Annotated in this window: 13 protein-coding genes; 11 read left to right on the plus strand and 2 right to left on the minus strand. The window is 62.6% G+C overall.

The features are described 5' to 3' along the window. Window positions 1–399: 399 nt before the first annotated feature. Genes tauA through tauD form a run of 4 tightly spaced genes read left to right on the plus strand, consistent with a single transcriptional unit; the run spans window position 400 to window position 3,891 of the window. Complete coding sequence (gene tauA, locus LVS58_RS15660; RefSeq protein ID WP_233691826.1) at window positions 400–1,371, plus strand: taurine ABC transporter substrate-binding protein; 972 nt, start codon at window positions 400–402, stop codon at window positions 1,369–1,371. Window positions 1,372–1,384: 13 nt separating this feature from the next. Then, window positions 1,385–2,173 carry a taurine ABC transporter ATP-binding subunit gene (tauB, locus tag LVS58_RS15665; protein ID WP_233691827.1) on the plus strand — a complete coding sequence of 263 codons (789 nt, stop codon included), beginning with the start codon at window positions 1,385–1,387 and terminating at the stop codon, window positions 2,171–2,173. Next, a complete protein-coding gene (gene tauC, locus LVS58_RS15670; protein WP_233691828.1) occupies window positions 2,170–3,009 on the plus strand; it encodes a taurine ABC transporter permease TauC in 840 nt (279 codons plus the stop codon). Before tauB ends, tauC begins: the two co-directional genes overlap by 4 nt. A 48-nt stretch (window positions 3,010–3,057) precedes the next feature. Further along, the gene (gene tauD, locus LVS58_RS15675; RefSeq protein WP_233691829.1) at window positions 3,058–3,891 is read left to right on the plus strand and encodes a taurine dioxygenase; all 834 of its coding nucleotides are present in this window, start codon (window positions 3,058–3,060) and stop codon (window positions 3,889–3,891) included. A gap of 63 nt (window positions 3,892–3,954) precedes the next feature. Here tauD and betT read toward each other — a convergent pair whose 3' ends face one another. Continuing rightward, window positions 3,955–5,958 carry a choline transporter BetT gene (betT, locus tag LVS58_RS15680; RefSeq protein ID WP_003255844.1) on the minus strand — a complete coding sequence of 668 codons (2,004 nt, stop codon included), beginning with the start codon at window positions 5,956–5,958 and terminating at the stop codon, window positions 3,955–3,957. 271 nt (window positions 5,959–6,229) lie between these two features. Beyond that, window positions 6,230–7,162: a serine O-acetyltransferase EpsC gene (epsC, locus tag LVS58_RS15685; RefSeq protein ID WP_233691830.1), complete on the minus strand. Its 933-nt coding sequence runs from the start codon at window positions 7,160–7,162 to the stop codon at window positions 6,230–6,232. A 308-nt stretch (window positions 7,163–7,470) separates the two neighbouring features. On the opposite strand from epsC, the gene tcyJ reads away from it, so the two are divergent. The 7 genes from tcyJ (at window position 7,471) to LVS58_RS15720 (ending at window position 14,731) form a co-directional block, all read left to right on the plus strand. Continuing rightward, window positions 7,471–8,265 (plus strand): cystine ABC transporter substrate-binding protein, encoded by a 795-nt coding sequence (gene tcyJ, locus LVS58_RS15690; protein WP_233691831.1) that lies wholly within the window; start codon window positions 7,471–7,473, stop codon window positions 8,263–8,265. After that, window positions 8,262–8,930 carry a cystine ABC transporter permease gene (gene tcyL, locus LVS58_RS15695; protein ID WP_003255849.1) on the plus strand — a complete coding sequence of 223 codons (669 nt, stop codon included), beginning with the start codon at window positions 8,262–8,264 and terminating at the stop codon, window positions 8,928–8,930. Before tcyJ ends, tcyL begins: the two co-directional genes overlap by 4 nt. A gap of 2 nt (window positions 8,931–8,932) precedes the next feature. Next, complete coding sequence (gene tcyN / locus LVS58_RS15700) at window positions 8,933–9,691, plus strand: L-cystine ABC transporter ATP-binding protein TcyN (RefSeq protein WP_233691832.1); 759 nt, start codon at window positions 8,933–8,935, stop codon at window positions 9,689–9,691. Window positions 9,692–9,994: 303 nt separating this feature from the next. After that, on the plus strand, window positions 9,995–11,236 hold the full coding sequence (locus LVS58_RS15705; RefSeq protein ID WP_233691833.1) for an SfnB family sulfur acquisition oxidoreductase: 1,242 nt from the start codon (window positions 9,995–9,997) through the stop codon (window positions 11,234–11,236). A 135-nt stretch (window positions 11,237–11,371) separates the two neighbouring features. Then, complete coding sequence (locus tag LVS58_RS15710) at window positions 11,372–12,553, plus strand: SfnB family sulfur acquisition oxidoreductase (RefSeq protein WP_233691834.1); 1,182 nt, start codon at window positions 11,372–11,374, stop codon at window positions 12,551–12,553. Next, a complete protein-coding gene (locus LVS58_RS15715) occupies window positions 12,553–13,938 on the plus strand; it encodes an LLM class flavin-dependent oxidoreductase (protein ID WP_233691835.1) in 1,386 nt (461 codons plus the stop codon). The genes LVS58_RS15710 and LVS58_RS15715 overlap by 1 nt, the downstream gene beginning before the upstream one ends. Beyond that, the gene (locus LVS58_RS15720) at window positions 13,931–14,731 is read left to right on the plus strand and encodes a MetQ/NlpA family ABC transporter substrate-binding protein (protein WP_233691836.1); all 801 of its coding nucleotides are present in this window, start codon (window positions 13,931–13,933) and stop codon (window positions 14,729–14,731) included. Before LVS58_RS15715 ends, LVS58_RS15720 begins: the two co-directional genes overlap by 8 nt. The last annotated feature ends 1 nt before the right edge of the window (window position 14,732 follow it).

A 14,732-nucleotide genomic window follows, 5' to 3' on the forward strand; every position in this document is an offset into this window, starting at 1 on the left:
TTTCTAAACGTTTCGCGACTTTGGTCTAAGACGCCACCTGCGCTACAGGATAATGACAATCCTATAAATCCAAAATGACTGTTTTATGAATTTGTAAGACTTTTACGGAATATATTAGGAACCTTTACTGCCATCCGTTGTATTTCAGGCACATTTTAATAACCTTTAGTTATTTGCAAACGTTTGCTCATAACCTAATGCCGAATCGTTCTATAGGGTTTTGCAGGCAGCTCTGGCTTCGCCAGGGCCATGACCCACTCACCCCTTGTGCACCGGCAAAGCTGTCGGCTTTAAAGCGTTTGGCTCCTAAGCTAATGCAAAAAAGTTATTTATTTTAATTTTCTTAGATCATTTAGCCTTCTCGTCATCCAACACGACTTGCCTGACGAGAGGTTCACCATGATCCCGCACACTCCGCTGCGCCTGTTCGCCGCCCTGACCCTCGCCAGCACCAGCTGGTTGGCCCAGGCAGCCGACCTGACAGTGGCCTACCAGACCACTGTCGACCCGGCCAAAGTGGCACAGGTCGATGGCGACTACGAAAAAGCCAGCAAGGCCAGCATCGACTGGCGCAAATTCGATAACGGCGCAGACGTGATCACTGCCGTGGCCAGCGGCGACGTGCAGATCGGCTACCTGGGCTCCAGCCCGCTGGCCGCTGCCGCCACCCGCAAACTGCCGGTTGAGACCTTCCTCATCGCCACCCAGATTGGCGCGGGTGAAGCGCTGGTGGCGCGTGACAGCATCAAGTCGCCGCAAGACCTGATCGGCAAGAAGGTCGCCGTCCCGTTCGTCTCCACCGGCCATTACAGCCTGCTTGCCGCACTGAAAAGCTGGAATATCGACCCTTCCAAGGTACAGATTCTCAACCTGGCGCCGCCGGCCATCATTGCCGCCTGGAAGCGCGGCGACATCGATGCAACCTACGTGTGGGACCCGGCTCTGGGCGTGGCCAAGGAAAACGGCAAGGTACTGATCACCTCCGGCGAACTGGCCCAGAAAGGCGCGCCTACCTTCGACGCCTGGATCGTGCGCAAGGACTTCGCCGAGAAACACCCTGACGTGGTCAAGGCCTTTGCCAAAGTCACCCTCGATGCCTACGCCGACTACCGCAAGGACCCGAAAGCCTGGCTGGCGGACAAGGGCAACGTGGACAAGCTGGTGAAGCTGTCCGGTGCCAAGGCCAGCGATATCCCGGTGCTGCTGGAGGGTAACGTCTACCCGCTGGCCGCTGACCAGGCCAACGCCCTGGGCGCCCCTACCACCCAAGCGCTGACGGATACCGCCAACTTCCTCAAGCAGCAAGGCAAAGTCGAAGCAGTGCTGCCGGACTACTCGCCGTACGTCAGCGCCAAGTACCTTCCAAACTGATCCGGAGCCCGTCATGGCCTTGCTCGAGCTGGAGCGCATCAGCGCACAGTACCCAGGCGCCAGCACCCCGGTGCTGGCCGACATCAACCTGAGCCTGGGACCACGCCAACTGCTGGTGGCCCTGGGGCCTTCCGGCAGCGGCAAGACCTCACTGCTCAACCTGATCGCCGGCTTCGTCGCCCCCAGTGGCGGTCACATCACCCTCGATGGTGTGCCGGTGCAGGGCCCCGGTGCAGAACGCGGCGTGGTGTTCCAGGACGATGCCCTGCTGCCATGGCAGAACGTGCTGGGCAATGTCGCCTTCGGCCTCGAACTGGCCGGCGTACCCCGCGCCGCGCGTGAGGCCAAGGCCCGCGAAATGCTCACCCTGGTCGACCTCGATGGCTTCGGCGAACGGCGCATCTGGCAATTGTCCGGTGGCCAGAAGCAGCGCGTGGGCCTTGCCCGGGCGCTGGCAGCCGACCCTCGGGTACTGCTGATGGATGAACCGTTCGGTGCCCTCGATGCCTTCACCCGTGAGCAGATGCAGGAACTGCTGCTGCAAGTCTGGCAACGCACCGCCAAGCCGGTGTTCCTGATTACCCACGACATCGAAGAAGCGGTGTTCCTTGCCAGCGAACTGGTACTGCTGGCGCCCAACCCGGGACGCGTAGTGGAACGCCTGCAGCTGAACTTCGGCCAACGCTATGCCGCTGGCGAATCGGCCCGGGCCATCAAGTCCGATCCAGCCTTCATCGAAACCCGCGAGCATGTGCTGGCGCGGGTGTTTTCCCAACGCCAAAGCCTGCAGGAGCGCGCATGAGCAGCCTGGACCTGCCGGTTGCCGGCAAACACGACGCCCAAACCCGGCCAGCCGCCACGCTACGCCGCCCACTGTCCACCCGCTGGATCAGCACCCTGACCCTGGCCAGCCTGCTGCTGGTCTGGTGGCTGGTGACGGCCGCCGGCTGGGTGGAGCCCCTGTTCCTGCCCTCGCCCGGCGACATCCTGATCAAGGCATGGGCCTTGCTGACCCAAGGCTACATGGATGCCAGCCTGTGGCAGCACCTGGGCGCAAGCCTGGGCCGCATCGGCCTGGCGCTGGTGGCGGCGGCCCTGACCGCAATACCCGTCGGCATCGCCATCGGCTACAACCGCGTGGCCCGCGGCATTCTCGACCCGCTGATCGAGTTCTACCGGCCCATCCCGCCGCTGGCCTACCTGCCGCTGATCGTCATCTGGTGCGGTATCGGCGAGTTGTCGAAAGTGCTGCTGATCTACCTGGCAATCTTCGCCCCCATCGCCATTGCCACAGCCACCGGTGTGCGCACGGTAGACCCGGCCAAGCTGCGGGCGGCGCAGTCGCTGGGCGCAACCAAGGCCCAACTGATCCGCCACGTCATTTTGCCCAGTGCGTTGCCTGACATCCTTACCGGCATCCGCATTGGCCTGGGGGTCGGCTGGTCGACCCTGGTGGCCGCCGAACTGATCGCCGCCACCAGCGGCCTGGGCTTCATGGTGCAATCGGCGGCGCAGTTTCTGGTCACCGACGTGGTGGTGCTGGGCATCCTGCTGATCGCCCTGATTGCCTTCGCTCTGGAAATGAGCCTGCGTGCCCTGCAACGCAAGCTGGTGCCCTGGCATGGGCAGATTCACTGAATGCCGTTGTCCACGCCAGCACACTGGCGCCCGATAGAAGAGACCAATATGAGCCTGACCATCACTCCCCTAAGCCCAGCGCTCGGCGCCCAGATCAGCGGCGTGGACATCAGCCGCGATATCAGCGCAGAAGAGCGCGATGCCATCGAACAGGCACTGCTCCAGCACCAGGTGCTGTTCTTCCGCGATCAGCCGATCAACCCGGAACAGCAGGCGCGCTTTGCCGCACGCTTCGGCGACCTGCACATTCACCCGATTTACCCCAACGTGCCGGACACCCCGCAGGTGCTGGTGCTCGACACGGCGGTGACCGATGTGCGCGACAACGCCGTGTGGCACACCGACGTAACGTTTTTGCCGACCCCGGCACTGGGCGCGGTACTCAGCGCCAAGCAATTGCCTGCTTTTGGTGGCGATACCCTTTGGGCCAGCGGCATTGCCGCCTTCGAGACCTTGTCGGCGCCGCTGCGTGAAATGCTGGACGGGCTGACCGCTACCCACGACTTCACCAAGTCGTTCCCGCTGGAGCGCTTTGGTACCACGCCGGAAGACCTGGCGCGCTGGGAGGCCACCCGGCGCAACAACCCACCGCTGTCGCACCCGGTGGTGCGCACGCATCCGGTGAGCGGGCGCAAGGCGTTGTTCGTCAATGAAGGGTTCACTACGCGCATCAATGAACTGAGCGAACTGGAAAGCGATGCGCTGCTAAGGCTGCTGTTCGCCCATGCGACGCGACCGGAGTTCAGCATTCGCTGGCGTTGGCAGGAAAATGACGTGGCGTTCTGGGACAACCGCGTGACCCAGCATTTTGCGGTGGATGATTACCGGCCGAACCGGCGGGTGATGCACCGGGCGACCATCTTGGGGGATGCACCCTTCTAGCGGTTGGCTGTCCTGGCCTCTTCGCGGGTTTGTCCGCGAAGCGGCCAGGACAGAAGAGCTTGGTCAGCGGACCAGGTGCAGGTACTGCATGTGCCGCTCGTACTGGTCGAGGATGTCGTTGATGATCTGCTCCTTGCTGTAGCCCACCAGGTCATAGTTCTGGCTGCCTTCGCTCAGGTGCACCTCCGCCCGGTAATAGCGGCGGTTCTTCAACTCCTGCGTACCCAGCCCCCCCAAGGCGAACGATGGCGTGAAATAGCCACGCATCTGCACTTGGTAGATGAACGGCTGTTCCTCGCCATGGCCAATCTTCAGGCTGACGTTGTCATGGCTAGGGTCGTCCTGGGTAATCAGTACCAGGCCTTTCTGCTCGAACACTTCACGCACATCGGCAATCGCCGGGCGCACCACATCATCCATGAAACGGTACACCTCATCACGCGACGGGAAGTGCACCGCCTGGCTCAGGCGTTGGCGCCAGCCGCCACGGCCCCGACGTGACTGGGCGAACGGGGCCAGCGAGTGCATCTGCGCGATCTGCCGCTGCGACTCCAGGTAGAACGCCTTGTGCAGCCCCCACATCATGCACAGCAAAATGAGCGAGAACGGCAGCGACGTCAGCACCACTGCCGACTTCAGCGAATCGATGCTGCCAGCGAACAACAGCGCACTGGTGATCAGCGCTGTCATCGCCCCCCAAAAGATACGCAGCCAGTTCGGCCCATCCTCATCAGCGTCCCCCCCCTTGGCCGACAAGGTCGACAGCACAACGGTGCCCGAGTCGGCCGAGGTGACGAAGAACACGAAGCTGATGAACACCGTGGTGGCGATGACTGCCTTGCTCCAGGGGTAGGTTTCCAGCAGCAGGTACAGGCTCATCGACGGGTTGTCCAGCGCCGACTGGCCCAGTGCGGTCATGCCGTGGTTGATCACCTGGTCCAGGGCGCTGTTGCCGAAGATCGACATCCACGCCAGGGTGAAGCCAAGCGGAATCAGCAGCACGCCAAAGACGAACTCGCGGATGGTACGGCCACGGGAGATGCGGGCGATGAACAGCCCCACGAACGGCGCCCAGGCAATCCACCAGGCCCAGTAGAACACGGTCCAACCGCCCAGCCAGCCACGGTTCTCACCATAGGCATACACGTCGAAGCTCTTGCGCGGCAACGCACCCAGGTAGTCGCCCAGGTTCTGGATCAGCGTGTTGAACAGGTGCTGGGTAGGCCCGGCGAACAGCACGAACAGCAGCAGCGCACAGGCGAGGAACAGGTTGATATCGCTCATCACCCGCACCCCCTTCTCCACCCCGGCCACGGCTACGGCCACAGCCGCGCCCATCATCAGGGTGATGAGGATCACCTGCACCCACTGGCTGTGGCTGATGCCGAACAGGTAGTCCAGGCCCGCGTTCAGATGCAGCACCCCAAAGCCCATGTCGGCGCCCAGGCCGAACACCGTGGCAATGATGCCGAAGCCATCCACCGCATAGCCGATCGGGCCGTTGATGCGCTTGCCGATCAGCGGGTACAGCGCCGAACGCAACGCCAGCGGCAGGTTGTGCCGGTAAGCGAAGTAGGCCAATGCCATGCCGACAAAGGCGAACACGCCCCAGCCATGCAAGCCCCAGTGCAGGAACAGGATCTGCATCGCCTGGCGCCCGGCTTCGACCGTGCCGGCTTCGCCCTGGGGCGGTTGCAGCATGTGGGTCAGCGGTTCGGAGACACAGAAAAAGAACAGGGTGATGCTGATGCCGGCGGCGAACAGCATGCCGGCCCACGACAGGTAGCTGAACTCGGGTTCGTCGTGGTCGGCACCGAGCTTGATCTTGCCGTAGCCAGACAAGGCGGTGACCACCACGAAGACCAGGTACAGCGTCATCGCCAACATGTAGTACCAGCCGACCGTGTTGGCCGCCCAGTTCTGCGCCGCCAGCAACCAGTCACCGGCGGCTTGCGGGTTGGAGATGACTACCAGGCCAAAGATGAGGATGAAACTCGCCGCAAAGTAGAACACCGGGGGGTTCATGCGGATTTTGCCGTTGGCAGCGGAAGGGTTCGGTGCACTCATAGGGCGTGCACCTCGTCGAATGACGTGAGGTTCGGAATGAACGGGTTCAGCAAAGGAATCCTCCTGTTGAACACCGGCAGCGGACCAGCGTTTTTCATTGAACAAGCGTTCAAGTTAAACATGGATCGGATTTCAATGCGAATTGGGGCGCCAATTGGTGTCGTCCTGTTCCGGCCTCTTCGCGGGTAACCCCGCCCCTACATTGGGTACGTCAGGTGTAGGCGCGGGCCTGCCCCGCGAAGAGGCCGGCACAGGCATTTGCCCTGCTGGATCAGTTCTTGTCCTGGCAATCCAGCTGCAGGTTGGCCTGAGTAATGTTGCTTTCAGCCGGCACACTGCGGGTCAGCCACACATTACCGCCAATGGTCGAACCCTTGCCGATGGTAATGCGCCCCAGCACCGTGGCCCCGGCATAGATCACCACATCGTCCTCGACGATAGGGTGCCGTGGCAGGCCTTTATGCAGCGTACCCGACTCATCGCTGGGGAAACGCTTGGCGCCCAGGGTTACCGCCTGGTAGATGCGCACGCGCTCGCCGATGATCGCGGTTTCACCAATGACCACCCCCGTACCGTGATCGATGAAGAAGCTCGGGCCGATCTGCGCCCCGGGGTGAATGTCGATACCGGTCGCCGAATGCGCCAGCTCCGAACTGATCCGCGCCAGCAGCGGCAGCCCGGCCTTGTACAGGTGGTGCGCCAGCCGGTGGTGGATGATCGCCAGGATGCCTGGGTAGCACAGCAGCACTTCATCGACGCTGCGCGCTGCCGGGTCGCCGTGGTAGGCGGCCAGCACATCGGTGTCGAGCAGAACGCGCAGTTCCGGTAGCGCAGCTGCAAAGCCCTGGATCAGGCTCAGCGCATGGGCGTCGACGCCCGCCAGCTCAGCCTTGCTTTGCCGTGCCGCGTAGCGAAGTTCAAGACGAGCCTGGGCCAGCAAGGCGGTCAGCGCGGCATCCAGGGTATGGCCGACGTAGAAGTCTTCACTTTCTTCGCGCAGGTCGACTGGCCCCAGGCGCATGGGGAACAGCGCCCCGCACAGTTGCTCCAGAATCTGTCGCATCGCTTCGCGCGACGGCAGCTCGCGCCCGCCCTGCTCACCAATACTGCGGCCATTACGGGTGCGCCATTGCTCACGGGCCCCGCGCAGGCCAGTGACAATGCTCTGCAACTGCCAATGCGCGGATGAAGGTTGTTCGCTCACGGTTTTCTCCTGCCGTATAGGCCATCTGATTGTGTTGCCAGGCCCGCGAAAAGGCCGAACCTGCCTGCATGCAATCCACTTTACGGCAAATCCGAGGCTTGGAAAAAACAACGCTTTATTCCATCCTGCACTAAGTCAGGCATAAGCCGCGATGACGGAGTGGGTATCGTCGCCTACCCTCAAAGCAGCCAGCACCTGGCAAAAATCAAAAAAGGAATATTAAAGTTATTTTTTAGTATTTCCCGGCCTAATCAGCCAACCCTATAGTCGCCACCTCACAACCTAGACAACAAGCGCGGGGCTCTGACATGTCGAAATTCGCCAAACCGCTACTCAACGCCAGCCTGGCCCTCCTGCTGGGTGCCGGCCTGCTCAGCCAGGCTTTCGCCGGCGAGCAATTGAAGACCATCCAGGAAAAAGGCGTCATCAACGTCGGCCTCGAAGGCACCTACCCGCCATTCAGCTTCCAGGACGAAAACGGCAAACTGACCGGCTTCGAAGTGGAGCTGTCTGAGCTACTGGCCAAGGAGCTGGGGGTCAAGGCCAAGATCCAGCCGACCAAGTGGGACGGCATCCTCGCCGCGCTGGAATCCAAACGCCTGGATGTAGTGGTCAATCAGGTGACCATTTCCGAAGAGCGCAAGAAGAAGTACGACTTCTCTGAGCCCTACACTATCTCCGGCATCCAGGCACTGATCCTGAAGAAGAAAGCCGAGCAGCTGAACATCAAGGGCGCACAGGACCTGGCCGGCAAAAAGGTCGGCGTAGGCCTTGGCACCAACTACGAACAGTGGGTGAAAAAGGACGTGCCGCAAGCCGATGTGCGCACCTATGAAGACGACCCAAGCAAGTTCGCCGACCTGCGCAACGGCCGTATCGACGCCATCCTGATCGACCGCCTGGCCGCGCTGGAATACGCGCAAAAAGCCAAGGACACCGAGCTTGCCGGTGATGCGTTCTCGCGCCTGGAAAGCGGCGTGGCCCTGCGCAAAGGTGAGCCGGAACTGTTGGCAGCCATCAACAAGGCCATCGACAAGCTCAAAGCTGATGGCACGCTGGCCAAGCTGTCCGAGAAGTACTTCGGTGCCGATGTCACCAAATGATCGCTGAAAGCCTGCAACTCGTTGTCGACTCCGCGCCCTTCCTGCTGAAGGGCGCGGGTTATACAGTGCTGCTCAGTGTCGGCGGCATGTTCTTCGGTCTGGTGCTGGGCTTTGCCCTGGCGCTGATGCGGCTGTCGAAGATTCTGCCGCTGAACTGGCTGGCGCGGGTCTACGTGTCGTTCTTCCGCGGCACGCCGCTGCTGGTGCAGCTGTTCGTGATCTATTTCGGCATGCCGCAAATCGGCATCGAGCTCGACCCGATCCCCGCTTCGCTGATCGGCCTGTCGCTGAACATGGCGGCCTACATCTGCGAGATCCTGCGCGCAGCCATTTCCTCGATCGACCGTGGCCAGTGGGAAGCAGCCGCCAGCATTGGCATGACCCGCGTGCAAGCCATGCGCCGGGCGATCCTGCCACAGGCCTTGCGCACCGCGCTGCCACCGCTGGGCAACAGCTTCATCTCGCTGGTAAAGGACACCGCCCTGGCGGCAACCATCCAGGTGCCCGAGCTGTTCCGCCAAGCCCAGCTGATTACCGCGCGCACGTTCGAAGTGTTCACCATGTACGTGGCGGTCGCGGTCATCTACTGGGTGCTGTGCAGCATCCTTGCGCACTTCCAGAACCGCATGGAAGCGCGGGTAAACCAGCATGACCAGGAGCATTGAGCATGATTGAAGTCAAAGGCCTGACCAAGCAGTTCAAGGGCCAGACCGTGCTCAACGGTATCGACCTGACCGTGCTGCCCGGTGAAGTGGTGGCCATCATCGGCCCCAGTGGCTCGGGCAAAACCACCTTCCTGCGCTGCCTTAACCTGCTGGAAACGCCCGATGCCGGGCAGATCCAGATCGGCGCCATCAGCATCGATGCCAACCGCCCTTTGGGCGGTCAGCAGAGTGCGATTCGCCGTTTGCGCCAGCAAGCCGGGTTCGTGTTCCAGAACTTCAACCTGTTCCCCCACCGCACCGCTCTGGAGAACGTGATCGAGGGGCCGGTGATCGTCAAGAAGACGCCTCGTGAACAGGCCATCGAGCTTGGCCGGCGTCTGCTGGCCAAAGTAGGCCTGGCGGGCAAGGAAGACGCCTACCCACGGCGCCTGTCCGGCGGCCAGCAGCAACGCGTGGCCATCGCCCGTGCCCTGGCCATGGAACCAGAGGTGATCCTGTTCGACGAACCGACCTCGGCGCTGGACCCGGAGCTGGTCGGTGAAGTATTGGCGACCATCCGCGGCCTGGCCGAGGAAAAACGCACCATGATCATCGTCACCCACGAGATGAGCTTTGCCCGGGACGTGGCGAACCGGGTGATCTTCTTCGACAAGGGCGTGATCGTGGAGCAGGGTGAGGCCAAGGCCCTGTTTGCGGCGCCGAAGGAAGAGCGTACCCGGCAGTTTCTGCGCAAGTTCCTCGGGACTGCTGCCTCCGAGTAAACCTGTTCCGGCCCTTTCGCGGGTAAACCCGCTCCTACTTGAGGCATGTGCGTAGGAGCGGGTCTACCCGCGAAGAAGCCGGCACGCCTGTACAAATCCCTCCCTTCTATAAATATTCCAAAAAGTTAGTTCATAAAGTTTTTATAAGTCATTAGGGTATATAAACCGGACCACCGGACCAGCACACATCTGTCGCGATCAGCTGTAGCGACATAACTATTTTGTGAGGTCAGGAATGGTCAGGATCACAATCACCCCAGTGCGTAACGCCAGGGCATTGAGTGCAGCCAAGGAGCGGCACTGATGCCCAGCCAAGCCAATACCCAATTCCATAGCGATCTCGACAGCTCGCCCCCGCTGCTGCCAGCCAAGGTACTGCGCAACGATGCCGAAGCCCTGCAAGCGGCCCGCGAACTGGCCGAGGTCGCCCGTGAGCAAGCTGCCCGGCGCGACCAGCAACGCAAACTGCCCTGGGCCGAAATCGAACTGTTTACCCGCAGCGGTCTGGGCAGCATCAGCGTACCCAAGGCCTACGGCGGCCCCGACGTGTCGTTCGCAACCGTCGCCGAAGTGTTCCGCCTGATCAGCGCCGCCGACCCCGCCCTGGGGCAGATCCCGCAGAACCAGTTCGGCATGCTGCAACTGCTGCGCCTGACGGCCAGCGAGGCGCAGCAAGCGCTGATCTTCCGCAGCGTGCTCGACGGCTGGCGCATCGGCAATGCCGGGCCTGAGCGTGGCACCAAGGACACCCTCACCCTCAAGGCCCGAATCACGCGCGCCGGCGACAGTTACCGCATAAGTGGCGAAAAGTTCTACTCCACCGGTGCCTTGTTCGCCCATTGGGTGGCGGTAAAAGCCCTCGACGACGAAGGCCGCCAGCGCCTGGCATTTGTGCGCCGGGGCAGCCCGGGGTTGCGCATTGTCGATGACTGGTCCGGGTTCGGCCAGCGCACCACCGCCAGCGGTACCGTGCTGCTGGACCAGGTGCCGGTAGACGCGGAACTGGTCATCGACAACTGGCGCCAGCGCGATGTCCCCAACATTCAGGGCGCAGCTTCGCAGCTGATCCAGGCGGCGATCGACGCCGGCATCGCCGAGGCAGCTATCGATGATGCGATCACGTTCGTGCGCGAAAAGTCCCGGCCGTGGATTGAAGCCAACGTCGACCGTGCCAGTGATGACCCTTATGTCATTGCCGACATCGGCCGCCTGAAACTCGAGCTGCACGCCGCCGAAGCGCTGCTGCGCAAAGCTGCTCGGGTACTCGACGAGGTCAATGTTGCGCCTATCGACGCGGCCAGCGCGGCACGTGCCTCGATTGCAGTGGCCGAGGCCAAGGTGCTGACTACCGAAATTGCCCTGCAGGCCAGCGAAAAGCTGTTCGAGCTGGCCGGCAGCCGCGCCACCCTTGCCGAGTTCAACCTCGACCGCCACTGGCGCAATGCACGGGTGCACACCCTGCACGACCCGGTGCGCTGGAAGTACCACGCGGTGGGCGCTTACCACCTTAACGGCACCCTGCCTGCGCGGCATTCCTGGATCTGATTTGCGGGCCCTGGGGGCTGCTTTGCAGCCCATCGCGACACAAGGCCGCTCCCACAAGTAGAGCGCAGTTTCCTGTGGGAGCGGCCTTGTGTCGCGATGGGCCGCAAAGCGGCCCCAATGGCCCCGGAGAACAACATGACTACAAATATCATCACCAGCGACGCCCAAGCCCTGGCCGTCGCCGAAGACATCGCCCAGCAACTGCGCCGCGACAGCGCCCTGCGCGACCGCGAGCGCCGCCTGCCGCTCGCCGAACTCGAACTGTTCACCCGCTCCGGCCTATGGGCCATCAGCGTGCCCAAAGCCTTCGGCGGTGCCGGCGTGTCCAACGTCACCCTGGCCAAGGTCATCGCCCGTATCGCGCAGGCCGACGGTTCGCTCGGGCAGATTCCGCAGAATCATTTCTACGGCCTGGAAGTGCTGCGGGTAAACGGCAGCCCCGAACAGCAACAGCGCCTGTACGCCGAGGTACTGGCCGGCCGCCGTTTCGGTAATGCACTGGCCGAGCTGGGCACCAAGACCGCCCACGAGCGCACCACTCGCCTGAGCCGTGACGGAGACGGTTTCCGCATCAACGGGCGCAAGTTCTACTCCACAGGCGCCATCTATGCCCAGCGCATTCCAACCTCGGTCGTGGATGAACAAGGCATACAACAGTTGGCCTTCGTCCCGGCCGACAGCCAGGGGCTGCAGGTGATCGACGACTGGAGCGGCTTCGGCCAGCGCACCACGGGCAGCGGTTCGGTGGTGTTCGATAACGTGTACGTCAGCGCAGCCGACGTGGTGCCGTTCCAGAGCGCCTTCGAGCGCCCCACACCGGTCGGCCCGCTGGCGCAGATCCTCCATGCCGCCATCGACACCGGTATCGCCCGCGCCGCCTATGAAGACGCCCTGCACTTCGTGCGCACCCGCAGCCGTCCGTGGGTCGACTCCGGCCTGGACAAGGCCACGGATGACCCGCTGACGCTGAAAAGCTTCGGCCAACTGGCAATCCGCCTGCATGCGGCCGAAGCCCTGCTGGAGCGCGCAGGCGAATACCTCGACCGCGCCCGCGACGACAGCACTGCCGACAACGTGGCCGCCGCCTCCATTGCCGTGGCCGAAGCACGTGCCATCAGCACCGAAATTTCCCTCACTGCCGGTACCACCCTGTTCGAACTGGGCGGCAGCCAGGCAACATTGGCTGAACACAACCTCGACCGCCACTGGCGCAACGCTCGCGTGCACACCCTGCACGACCCGGTGCGCTGGAAGTACCACGCCATCGGCAACTACTACCTCAACGATGCCAACCCGCCACGCCGGGGGACCATCTGATGGCCAAGCAGATTCTGCTCAATGCCTTCAACATGAACTGCATCGGGCACATCAACCACGGTCTGTGGACCCACCCACGGGACACTTCGACCCAGTACAAGACCCTGGACTACTGGACCAACCTGGCACGCCTGCTGGAGCGCGGCCTGTTCGACGGGCTTTTCATTGCCGACATCGTCGGTACCTACGACATCTACGGCCAGTCACTGGACGTCACCCTCAAGGAGTCAATCCAGCTGCCAGTCAACGACCCGCTGCTGCTGGTCTCCGCCATGGCTGCGGTCACTCGTCACCTGGGTTTCGGCCTTACCGCCAACCTCACCTACGAGGCGCCGTACCTGTTCGCCCGGCGCCTTTCCACACTCGACCACCTGAGCAAAGGCCGGGTGGGCTGGAACATTGTCACCGGCTACCTCGACAGCGCCGCCCGGGCCATGGGCCTGGCGCAGCAACCGGCGCATGATCGCCGCTACGACCAGGCCGATGAATACCTGCAGGTGCTGTACAAGCTGCTGGAAGGCAGCTGGGCCGATGACGCAGTGGTCGCCGACCGCGAGCGTCGCGTCTATGCCACGCCCGACAAGGTGCGCAAGGTTCAGCACCAGGGCGAGTTCTACAAGGTCGAAGGCTACCACCTGTGCGAGCCCTCACCGCAGCGCACCCCGGTGCTGTTCCAGGCCGGCAGCTCGCAGCGTGGCTTGGCCTTCGCCGGTAACCATGCCGAATGCGTGTTCATCAGCGGCCAGGACAAGGCAGCCACCCGCGCCCAGGTCGACAAGGTTCGCGCGGCCGCCCAGGCCGCCGGCCGCAACCCGCAGGCAGTCAAGGTGTTCATGGGCATCACGGTGATCGTTGCGGCCACCGAGCAACTGGCCCGGGCCAAACATGCCGAGTACCTGCGCCACGCCAGCGCCGAAGCGGGCGTCGCGCACTTCGCCGCGTCCACTGGCATCGACTTCGCCGCCTATGAACTGGACGAACCCATTGCCTTCCACCAGGGCAACGCCATCCAGTCAGCCACGCGTCAGTTGCAAGACAACGCCTGGACCCGTCGGCGCCTGTTGCAGCAACACGCCCTGGGCGGCCGCTATGTAACCCTGGTCGGCGCGCCTGAACAGGTGGCCGAGCAGTTGATCGCGTGGATCGATGAAACCGGCCTGGACGGTTTCAACCTGACCCGCACCGTCACCCCGGAAAGCTTCGAGGACTTCGTCGAGCTGGTCATCCCGCAACTTCAGCTGCGTGGCCGCTACAAGACGGCCTACACCGAAGGCACCCTGCGCGAAAAACTGTTCCACACCGACCACCCGCACTTACCCGTCGACCACCCTGGCTCGGCTTACCGCTTTACCCCTGCCCCGACTGGAGCCCTGCACCATGCTTGAGACACTGTTCCGGCCCGTCGCGGCCATTGCCATCACCCTCGGCCTGTGCGCCGGTGCCCTTGCTGCCGAGCCATTGAAGATCGGCACCACCTCAGCCTTTGCCATACCGCTGGAAGCCGCGGTGGAAGAAGCCCACAAGCGAGGCCTGGAAGTGAAGCTGATCGAGTTCAGCGACTGGATTGCGCCCAATGTCAGCCTCAATAGCGGCGACATCGACGTGAACTACTTCCAGCACATCCCGTTCCTGGAAAACGCCAAGGCGGCTGCAGGCTTCAACCTTGTGCCTTACGCCCCAGGCATCATCAACAACGTTGGCCTGTACTCGAAAAAGTACAAAAGTTTTGCCGAGCTGCCCGAAGGCGCCAGCGTGGCCATCGCCAACGACCCGATCAACAGCGGCCGTGGCCTGCTGCTGCTGGCCAAGGCCGGGTTGATCACCCTGAAGCCCGGCGTGGGCTACAAGGCCACCGAGGATGACATCCTCGCCAATCCGAAAAAGCTGAAGATCCTTCAGGTCGAGGCGGTGCAACTGGTTCGCGCCTACGATGACGCCGACCTGGTGCAGGGTTACCCGGCCTACATCCGCCTGGCCAACACCTTCGATGCCACCTCGGCGTTGCTGTTCGACGGGCTGGAAAACAAGGAATACGTGATCCAGTTCGTCATTCGCCCGCAAAGCAAGGACGACCCACGCCTGGCCAAGTTCGTCGACATCTACCAGCATTCGCCAGCAGTGCGCGCTGCGTTGAACAAAGCTCACGGCAAGCTCTACCAAGCCGGCTGGGAGGGCTGAC

Origin of the sequence: Pseudomonas sp. JR33AA (assembly GCF_021378985.1) — a bacterium.
In the GTDB taxonomy this organism is placed as follows: Bacteria; Pseudomonadota; Gammaproteobacteria; order Pseudomonadales; family Pseudomonadaceae; genus Aquipseudomonas; species Aquipseudomonas alloputida.